The 9,742-nt window shown below is 59.5% G+C and carries 9 protein-coding genes; 2 read left to right on the forward strand and 7 right to left on the reverse strand.

Features of this window, described 5'->3' with window-relative positions; all coding sequences use genetic code 11:
- The 5 genes from AB4043_RS04455 to AB4043_RS04475 form a co-directional block, all read right to left on the reverse strand.
- Window positions 1-771 (reverse strand): undecaprenyl-diphosphate phosphatase (locus tag AB4043_RS04455; RefSeq protein WP_442306563.1); only part of this gene is annotated, 771 nt, incomplete at its 3' end.
- 186 nt (window positions 772-957) lie between these two features.
- Window positions 958-1,956, reverse strand: coding sequence for a tetratricopeptide repeat protein (locus AB4043_RS04460; RefSeq protein ID WP_442306564.1), 999 nt, complete (start codon window positions 1,954-1,956; stop codon window positions 958-960).
- A gap of 54 nt (window positions 1,957-2,010) precedes the next feature.
- Window positions 2,011-2,997 (reverse strand): threonine ammonia-lyase, encoded by a 987-nt coding sequence (locus AB4043_RS04465; protein WP_442306565.1) that lies wholly within the window; start codon window positions 2,995-2,997, stop codon window positions 2,011-2,013.
- Between the two features lie 27 nt (window positions 2,998-3,024).
- Window positions 3,025-4,158, reverse strand: coding sequence for a CocE/NonD family hydrolase (locus tag AB4043_RS04470; protein ID WP_442306566.1), 1,134 nt, complete (start codon window positions 4,156-4,158; stop codon window positions 3,025-3,027).
- Between the two features lie 117 nt (window positions 4,159-4,275).
- On the reverse strand, window positions 4,276-5,919 hold the full coding sequence (locus AB4043_RS04475) for an MFS transporter (protein WP_442300846.1): 1,644 nt from the start codon (window positions 5,917-5,919) through the stop codon (window positions 4,276-4,278).
- A gap of 47 nt (window positions 5,920-5,966) precedes the next feature.
- On the opposite strand from AB4043_RS04475, the gene AB4043_RS04480 reads away from it, so the two are divergent.
- Window positions 5,967-6,500 (forward strand): vitamin K epoxide reductase family protein, encoded by a 534-nt coding sequence (locus AB4043_RS04480; protein WP_442300845.1) that lies wholly within the window; start codon window positions 5,967-5,969, stop codon window positions 6,498-6,500.
- A gap of 94 nt (window positions 6,501-6,594) precedes the next feature.
- Here AB4043_RS04480 and AB4043_RS04485 read toward each other — a convergent pair whose 3' ends face one another.
- The gene (locus AB4043_RS04485; protein ID WP_442300844.1) at window positions 6,595-7,473 is read right to left on the reverse strand and encodes an aldo/keto reductase family oxidoreductase; all 879 of its coding nucleotides are present in this window, start codon (window positions 7,471-7,473) and stop codon (window positions 6,595-6,597) included.
- A 65-nt stretch (window positions 7,474-7,538) separates the two neighbouring features.
- Between AB4043_RS04485 and AB4043_RS04490 the strand changes: the two genes are divergently transcribed.
- Window positions 7,539-8,183 carry a TetR/AcrR family transcriptional regulator gene (locus AB4043_RS04490; RefSeq protein ID WP_442300843.1) on the forward strand — a complete coding sequence of 215 codons (645 nt, stop codon included), beginning with the start codon at window positions 7,539-7,541 and terminating at the stop codon, window positions 8,181-8,183.
- 229 nt (window positions 8,184-8,412) lie between these two features.
- Here AB4043_RS04490 and aroE read toward each other — a convergent pair.
- The coding region (gene aroE / locus AB4043_RS04495) for a shikimate dehydrogenase (RefSeq protein ID WP_442306567.1) at window positions 8,413-9,742 on the reverse strand (1,330 nt) is incomplete at its 5' end.

The raw sequence follows: 9,742 nt of genomic DNA on the forward strand, positions 1-9,742 counted from the left end.
GAACCATGCCACGACGCCGTACGCAACGATAAACGACACGACGAAGCCAATCGCCAGCACCACCCAGTCGTGTCCGGTCATCACCAGCGGAGTGAGCGTCTCGCCGGCCTCCGCCTTGGGATGCAGCGCCTTCAGCAGCGAATAGCCGGTCGCAGCGATCATCGTCGGGATCGAGACCAGGAAGCTGAACTCCAACGCTGTCTCGCGGTTCATTCCTGCAAGCTGGCCGGCGGCAATGGTCGACATCGAACGCGAAGTGCCCGGTACAGCCGCACTGAGGACCTGGCATAGACCGACCCAGATGGCCTGGCCAAGGGACATATTGTCCACATGGTTGGTACGTGAGGTCTGCTTCGAGGCCCATGTATCGACAACCCACATCACGACACCGCCGATCACCAGCGCCCAGGCGATCACCGCCAGATTCTCAAGATTCTTTCCAATCACCTTGTCCAGAATCTTTGCCGGAATCGCCGTGCAGACAAAAGCAATCAGTGTAAGTGAGACCGGATGAGTCAGCACCGTCTTATCGCCGCGCTTACCCTTGGGGAAGGTGTGCAGGTAGCCGATGATGCGATGCCGGAAGAGCAGCAGAAGCGCCAGAATGGCGCCAAGCTGAATCACGATGGTGTACATCTTCCAATAGGCGTCATCGAGCGAAATATGCAGCAACGCCTCTGTAATACGCAGGTGAGCGGTGGAGCTCACCGGCAAAAACTCAGTCAATCCTTCGACGATGCCAAGGATGACACTCAACAGATAATCGTTCAAATAGCCCCTCCGGCTGCCAGAGTACGTGAATCGTTCTCACTCCAGCCTACCTGAAAGGGCATTAACTGCTGCTTAAAGCATTTTTCCTGTTGCTAGGGTATTCCGGTAGAAGAGTGCAGCAGCGTTTTCATTGCCGAAAACGCCCATAGATGCGCAAGCCCTACACTACACCTGCAGGAAAAAGCTTTAATCGCGGTCGTTTCCGTAGACAGGAATCCCCTGCTGCAACCTGTAGATCAGCGCCGAGCCGCGCGCAGCCCAATCTGTCGAGCCAAAGCGAGACTGTAACTGGTCATTCAACGAGCTGGCATGAGAGGCCGCGTTATCGGCCTTCTTCTTGTTCTCCTCTGCCAGATACATGCTGCTCACGACACCTTGACGATAGACCGCCTGCCAGAGCGCTTCAGCCGTCTTCGGACCGTCCGGATACTCCTTGGCATATTTCTCGTAGTGCTCGGTCTCTTTATCGGGACACTTTGGCAGGCCCTGCCAGTCACCGCATAATTTCTGGTCGATCAACTCATACGCCGCCATGGCGGCATACTTCGAACCGGGAAAGTACTTGATGACCTTCTTCAGCTCATCCTCATACAGACGCGGACGCAGATTGGGATCCTGCTCCTTAGCCGACGGCAGCGTTGCGAAATCTGCCTTCTGTATCTGCCAGCGGATATCCGCCGATCTCCACGCTGCTTCTCCCGCCAGTGGAGACTGTGGGAAATATTCGAACATGCGCTTGTACAGGAAATGGGCCACCGCAGCCGCGTCCCTCGGCGCATGCGGTGCATATGCCTGCGACTCAGCAATGACTGCCGCGCCGAAGATCAACCTGTCACCGTTCGGAGTCCCAGGACCGACGACTCCCTTGTCCTTGATCCATCCGCTCACCGGCGACGATTGGCTGTCGTCCTGAATCTCTGGAGCGTCGTAGTCATTCTGCTCCGGCTCGTCCGTATTAGCGAAGACAYGCACCCATCCCGGAGAACGGTCCATGATGGTGACTTCGTGTCCGGGTGTCACAACGCTCACGCGCTGCGATCCATCTTCGGCGGCCACATACACATTCGCCGTATGCAACACCGTCGCCCGCGCCGCGCCCTGGTACTGCGGCGGCAGCTTCGACTTCTTCTGCGCGCCGCACACAGAGGCGGCACAGATCATCATCCCAATCACAAGCCGCTTCATCGTCATACCTCTATAGACGGTCCACACGTCATCCCGACGCAAGGTGAGAGCGCCCTAGCGCCCCTGCAACTGCGCCTTCAATGCCGGATCGATATTACCGCCACTCAACACCACAACAACCTTCTTCGTCCCGGCTGGCAACTTCTCCGGGTGGAAGAGGGCGCCCGCCAGCGTCACTGCACCGCTCGGCTCCGGTACCAGGTTCGTCTCGTTCAGATAAACCTTCAGCGCCGCAACGATCTCTTCTTCACTCACGGTGAAGATGTTGTCGGTGTATTCCAGTACGTGGGCGAAGTTCAGCACGCCCAGGCTCTGCGTGCGCAGGCCGTCCGCAATGGTACGCACTGTCTTCTCCGCCGGCCACTCCACCAGCTCTTTCTTGGCAAAGCTCTCGGTAGCATCTCCAGCCACCTCCGGCTCAACACCGAAGACCTTCGCCGAGGGCCTCATCAGCTTCACCGCTGTGGAGATACCGCTCAGCAGACCGCCACCGCTCACCGGGCTCAGTACGACGTCGACATCCGGAGCCTGCTCCACAATCTCAGCACCGCAGGTCGCCTGTCCGGCCACGATGTATGGATCGTCGTAGGGGGGCACCATTGTGTATCCGTGCTCAGCCTCGAGCTGCTCGGCCTTCTCCTTGCGCTCTTTGCTGGCGGGACCGACCAGCACTACCTCTGCTCCCAAAGCAAGGGTCGCCTCACGCTTCACGATCGGAGCGTTCTCCGGCATAACAATGACAGCCTTCGATCCCAGCTCCCGCCCGGCATAAGCCACACCCTGGGCGTGGTTGCCGCTGGAGTAGGTAATGACGCCGCGGCTCAAGGATTCCTTGTCCAGAGATGCGACCTTGTTGAAGGCGCCGCGCAGCTTGAAGCTGCCGATCGGCTGCTCACTCTCGGCCTTGATCCAGATCTCGTAGGGAAGTTTCGATGCGGCTTCCCMCTCGAGCTTGTACAGCCCGGTCCGTACCGCTACCCCGGCAATGCGCTTCTGCGCAGCCTCAATCTCCGTCAGCCCGATCAACTCCGTCGCGATCATCGTTCTCGTTCCCCTTCTCTACAGAGTCTACTGCTCCGCCCGGCGCATCATCCTGGCGATGAAATCCACCAGCCGCCACGCATCTGTCGCGCCCGGCGAATTCCCCATCTCTACATGCGAGATCAACGGACTGACCAGAGCACCCTCCAGCACCTGGGGTCGCAGCCCTTGCGCCAGCCACAGTGTCTCCGCCGACGGAATCACATTGTCGGCCTCACCATGCAGCAGGAAGACTGGTACGCGCACAGCCTGCAGATTGCGGTCCGACGAGACCACCTCCATCTCCCGGGCATGTTTCCTCTCGTTCGCCGCGAGCAGGGTGACTGTTCGCGCATCAGTTGTCCGCAGCAATTGCGCTACAACTACGCGCTGCGCGGGTGTCAATGTCCGCAACGCTTTCTGCTCCCCCGCGTCGTCCTCGTAGAGGTGCTCCTTCAGAACGGAGCTCAACGCCACCCGATCTGCTGCCGAGGCGAAGTCCTCCATGTGTTCGTACTCCATCACCAGGGGCCCGTACTCGTGCGCCGCTAGAGTCTGGACCGATCCGTCGGGACGAATGTCCTGTCCTGTACGGTAGTACCGCGCCACCCGCTGCATATTGGCCTGCGACCCGACAGCGAAGACCATCTTCATCTCTGCGGCGTACGCGGGCTGCTCCGCGGCCAACAATGCAAGTCCACCTGAGAAACTCAGTCCCAGCACGCTCACCTTGCCGCCGGTCTGTTGCGCAAACCATCGCGCACTCTCACCTATCGCGGAAACGCTCTCCGGCCCGATGYGGTAGTCCGCAATCGCCGGAAGCTCTGGGGTCAGCACCTGCAGCCCGCAACTCGCCATTGCTGAAGCGAAGAGCTCCAGCCGAGGCTCGTTCATCCCAAGGTGATGGACCCCATGCACAATCACCATGCCAGGCGCGCCGCTTACCCCCGCCGGCGAATACAACCGCCCGCGCAATGTGCCATTTGCCGTGGGGACAGCAACATCCTGCGTCAGAACATTTGAAGCCGTCACCGCCCTCACCGGCAACGGAATCGGCTCATGACTAAGCGTCTTCAACACCGCTACCGCCTGCAGCCGAGCCTTAACCCAAGGCCAGCTCGCAAGTAACACAACGACCACAAGAGCCAGCGCTCCCAGGGAATACCGCAACCATTTCGTCACAGAACCATTCAACTATTCAACGATTCAACCATTCAACTGGTTAATTGAAGAATTGAATGATTGAATAACCAGCCGTACATTCCCCTTATTCAATGATTCAATTATTCCTTCATTTAATTAAGAAGTGACTTCCTTCACATAGAGCTGGTGCTCCACACGCGGCGGAGCTTCGCCTTTATGCAGCTCCCATAGGCGATCGCGGACCTTCGCATCCGCAGCGGTCATCCTCTCCCGGGCCCGCAGGTGATCGAGCCAGCTCTCCATGACGAAGGTCTCTTCCATGCGCTCCGGGTTGGCAGCATCGCGAAAGACTCCCCAGCGGATGGCGCCGGTCCGCAGCCGGACATTCTCCATCTTGTGAATCAAGCGGGTGAACTCGGCGTAGTTTTCCGGAGCGACAAAGTACTCAATCACGATACGCACCGGCCCATCCTCGAGCTCCGGCTCGAGGACAAGTTCCCGTGCCGGCCGGCGCCATACGTACGGCCCAAGATCGGGCAGCTTGCCCTGCAGGATATGGAACCGCAGCGCAAACGGCAGCGTCACAGCCATGCCAATCGCGCTGGCTGTCATCGCGACGGGCACCGAGCTGTGCTCCGCCACATAGCCCCACACAGCACTCCCCAGCGCCAGTCCTCCCTGAAAGACCGTGAGATAGGCTCCCAGCGCGCGCGCCTGCACCCAGGCAGGCGAGACCAGCTGCACGCTGGTGTTCAGCGTACTCATCGTGGAGGTCCAGCAGAAGCCGCCCACCAGTAGCACGGCAATCGCCACCGCCGGAATCGGCACCCAGGCCAGCAGCAGCAGAATGGCGATATAGACCACTGAAGTGACGCGCAGAATGGAATCTGCATTGAATCGCGCCCGGATGCGTGGCAGCAGCACCGCACCAACCACGGCCCCAGCCCCCAAGGCTCCATTCAGCACGCCGTATCCCATCGCTCCCTGCTTCAGCTCGCGGGCGGCAATCGCTGCCAGCAGAGCCCATACGGCACTGACAAAGAAGGTAAAGAGGAAGGCGCGTATCAGGCTTGCCTGCAGCTCCGGAGCAAAGCGCAGATAGCGCAGACCGCTGCGAATGGAGCCGGCTATCCGCTCCGCCGGCAGAGCGCTCTTGAACAGCGGTTTACGCTTCCACCGCCACAGCACCCAGATCACCGCAGCAAACGATGCTGAATTCAGTGCAAAGACCCATCCCGCACCGGTGGAGGCCTTCACAAAGGCCGCCACCATCAAACCGCCCAGTGCAGGCCCCAGAGCACGCGCCAGGTTATTGCTGACCGAGTTCAGGCTGACGGCGTCGGGAATCTGTTCGCGCGGCACCAGCTCCGGCACAATCGCCTGCCATGCCGGATTGTTCATTGCGGCGCCGATATTCATCAGAAAGGTAAGAACCAGCAGCTGATACGGTCCCACAACGCCGGCAAAGGTCAGCACCGTCAGCAGTCCGACCGTCACCAGCATCCAGCTCTGCCAGAAGATCAGGAGTCGGCGCCGCTCAAAGATGTCAGCAGTGGCTCCCGCCAGCAACCCCAGCAGTAAAACCGGAAGGCTGGCGGCGGTCTGCATCAGCGCGATGAGCAGGGGCGAGCCGGCCGAGAGTACCGTCATCAGCCAGGTGCCCGCCGTGTCCTGCATCCAGGTCCCCAGATTGCTGACCGTGGAGGCGATCCAGCGGTCGCGAAACAGAGGTATCTGTAACGGCCCAAAGCCGTGCACCGGCCTCTTGGGGCTCTCCGCAATACTCTCCTGCGTCTCCAAATGAGTCTCCTTTCTCTTTGATGCGATTCATCACCAAAAGCACGCAAGTGCCTACCAGTGCAACAGTTGCCACTCAGAAAGCTGGCGTTACCGATGGTTACGGGCGTACCCTGTTCGCAATGGCTTTTCTGCGTTATCTCATTGCTTTGCTGGCAGTAGGTGGCATGGTGGTCTCCGGGTTGGCGCTTCGTGTCCATCTCCAAGACCCCAACGCCGCTCCACCCTGTGCCGTAACAGAAAAGTGGGACTGCGGAGCCGTCAATCACTCCCGCTTTGCCGTTTTTCCCGCCGCATCCTTCGGAGAGGACCCGCGTCATGGGAAACACATTCCAGTCGCAGTTCTCGGCCTGGGCGGCTACCTCCTCATCGCCGTTCTTGCTCTCACCAAACTCGATTTCTTTGCCTTTGAAGCCGCACAGATCGGCCTGTTCTTTGCTGGCATCCTCAGCTATCTCGAAGCCTTTGTGCTCGAAAAATGGTGCATCTACTGCGTCTGGTCCCAGACCATCATCGCAGTCATTACTGTTGTCGCCGCCATCAACTACCTGGTTGTTCGCAACCGCCGCAAACTGATCTACTAGCAAAGTACTCGCTGACACAATAGAAAAAAGCCCGGAGCGCTCCGGGCTTTTCTGTGTCCACAGGACATCACTGCTTCGCGAGTTCCTCAATAAATCACTGCTTCGCGAGCGCACCAATCCCATCAAGCTGCTGCAACTCGTTCTCCGGCAAAACCAGTTCCGCCGCCGCCAGATTCTCCCGCAGATGCTCTACCGATGAGGTTCCTGGAATCAGCAGAATGTTCGGCGAGCGATGCAGCAGCCATGCCAGAGCCACCTGCATCGGTGTCGCATTCAGCCTTGCCGCGACCTCCGATAGCGTCGAAGATTGCAGCGGCGTAAATCCACCCAGCGGGAAGAACGGCACATAGGCAATTCCTTTCGCAGCTAAATCATCGATCAACGCGTCATCCTCCCGCGATGCCAGGTTGTACTGGTTCTGCACGCCGACAACCGGAGCAATGGTCAGCGCTTCTTCGACCTGCCTGGCGGTCACATTGCTCAATCCAAGGTGCCGGATCAGGCCCTGTTGCTGTAGCTTCGCCAGAGCCTCGAAGCGCTCCGCAATGGAACCTTCGGTCGGCGAGCTCACGCCGCCCCACACACGCAGGTTCACGACATCCAGTACATCGACACCGAGATTGCGCAGATTGTCGTGGACGCCCTGCACCAGCTCCGCAGGCTCCTGTGCCGGCAGCCATTCACCCGCCGGCCCGCGGACACCACCTACCTTCGTCACAATCGTCAGGCCGGTGTAGGGATGCAGCGCCTCGCGCAGAATCTGGTTGGTGACATGGGGGCCATAGAAATCCGCCGTATCGATGTGATTCACACCCCACTCCACTGCATCCCGCAGCACCGTTACCGCCATGGCGCGATCCTTCGGTGGACCGAAGACGTGAGGCCCGGCAAGCTGCATCGCGCCATAGCCCATGCGGTTCAGGGTGATGCCGGTTCCAGAAAGTGTGAATGTTGTCTGCTGTCTCTCGCTCATGCTTTCCCTCCAAATTGCTGCGACGTGTGTTTAGATGAAGGAACCTTCAGCTTTGGAGTTCGCATTTGCCCACGACCTCTCCACGCACGCTGCAGCCGCGAAAAATGCCCGTTCAGGAGCGTTCCGCCGCCACCGTCGATGCCATTTTGCAAGCGGCTATTCAGGTTTTGGTCTCGGTCGGCAAGGAACGGCTGACCACGACACTTGTAGCCATGCGCGCAGGCGTCTCCGTGGGAACGCTGTATCAGTACTTCCCCAACAAGAGCGCGCTGCTACAGGCCAGTCTGAAGCGCCATATGCACGGTGTCAGCACATCCGTCGATCACGTCTGCAAGGAATACCGTTCCGCCAGCCTGCTCACGATGGGCACGGCGCTCATCGGTGCTTATCTCAGCGCCAAGATGCACAACGTTAAAGAGAGCGCAGCGCTCTACTCCGTCAGCTCTGACCTGGATGGCCTCGCGATCGCCAAGGCCGCCGGCGCACGCGGACGCCGCGTTGTCGCCGAACTCTTCGCAACCGCAAGCGAAGGTCTCACCAAAGATCCGGAGGTTGTCGCCACCATGGTGATGGCGGCGCTCAACGGAGTCTCACGCAGACTGCTGGAGGCGAAGTCGCCGGAACGCGAACTCGCTCCCCTGCGCGAAGAGCTACTTGTGCTCGTGCGTGGATATCTGCTGACGTGTATTCCATCAACGCAGACAACATAGCGAGAACCCATGCACCGGGTGCCCCATCCATCGCGACGCGATGGGTGGGATTGTCTCGCACGGTACGCGACGGTTTTTGTTTGTCATTTCGTAGCGACCGCAGGGAGTGGAGAAATCTGCTTCTCTACCCACACCTTTCACCGGGCGCCAAGATATCCCACCCATCACGTTGTGATGGATGGGGCACCCAGTGTATTCGCTCGCTGGATTTGTCGATACGCCTTAGAGACTATTTCTTCTTTGCAGCCTTTGCCGGAGCTTTCGCGACAGCCTTCTTCGCGCCCTTTGCTGCAGCTTTTGCGGGCGCCGGCTTAGCCGCCGCTTTCTTCACGGGCGATTTCGCAATAGCCTTTGTTGGCGCTTTCACAGCAGGCTTTGTTGGCGATACCTTCACTACGCTCTTCTTCACCGGCACCGGAGCCTTCTTCTCAGGAGCCTTTTCTTTGACCGGCGCGGCCGTTGCCGCCGGCTTCTTCGCAACCGGAGCCGTCACCGGAGTTTTGGCCGGCGATACCTTTGCAGGTTGCGGCTTATGTTCTGGCTTGTGTTCCACCTTCACCACTGCAGGTTTGGGCGCTTCCACATGCTTCGGCTCTTCCTTCGCCACAGCCTGGGCCTGGGCCTGAGCCTCTGCTTGCTGTTGCCTCAGAGCATGCACCACCACACGCAGCATCTCTTCCTCCGGAGCAGGCTTACCTGTCCAGATCTCGAACTGCCTTGCTCCCTGGTGGACAAACATCTCTACACCGGTGATAACCGGAATGCCCTTCTCCCGCGCCGTGCGCAGAAAAGGCGTCTCTACCGGGTTGTAGACAAGGTCAAAGACCAGATCCGCGTGCATCTCTCCGGGCTCGAGGATGTGGGTCAGCTTATTGCCCTTCATCCCCGCGGGGGTCGAATTGATGATCAGGTCGAAGTGCGTCTTACCGATCAGCTCGCGCTTGATGGTCTTCGCCCCGGCCTGCTTGGCCAACTTCTGTGCTGTCTCCAACGTGCGGTTGTAGATGGTTACATCCGCGCCCTTTTCCTTCAGGCCGAAGACCGCCGCGCGTGATGCCCCACCCGCGCCCAGCACCAGCACCTTGAGCCCGCGGATGGGCCGCCGGCGCTCAACTGGGCCGACGATGCCGCCTACATCCGTATTGAAGCCATAGAGCTTCCCGTCCTGGGCACGCACGATGGTGTTCACCGCGCCAATCTTGGCTGAGAGCGGATCGGTCCGCTCCAGGTGCTCCAGGATCTCCTGCTTCAATGGCATCGTGACCGAGAGCCCGTGAATCGGTACCGTCTGCACCATTTTCAAAAGATCGGTCAGCTTGGACGTCTGCAGCGCCAGATAGACCGCGTTTACCGTCTCGCGGCGGAAGGCGGTATTCAGCATCAGGGGCGAGAGCGATGACCGCACCGGATTTCCAGCCACACCATAGATCTTGGTTCCGGCCGCAATGTGATCGATCCTGTAGTTCTCTACCAGGGCACGTGCAGGAATCTGACCGGGAGCGGTGGCATCTTCCACGCTCGAAGCGGCAAAGGTAAAGGCTGAGCCGGCACGCACACCC

It is taken from the genome of Terriglobus sp. YAF25 (assembly GCF_052113305.1).
Lineage (GTDB): Bacteria > Acidobacteriota > Terriglobia > Terriglobales > Acidobacteriaceae > Terriglobus.

Bases quoted from the DNA above. Each gene is read 5' to 3' on its own strand.
- AB4043_RS04485 (WP_442300844.1), bottom strand. From the start codon at position 7,473: ATGAGCGAGAGACAGCAGACAACATTCACACTTTCTGGAACCGGCATC.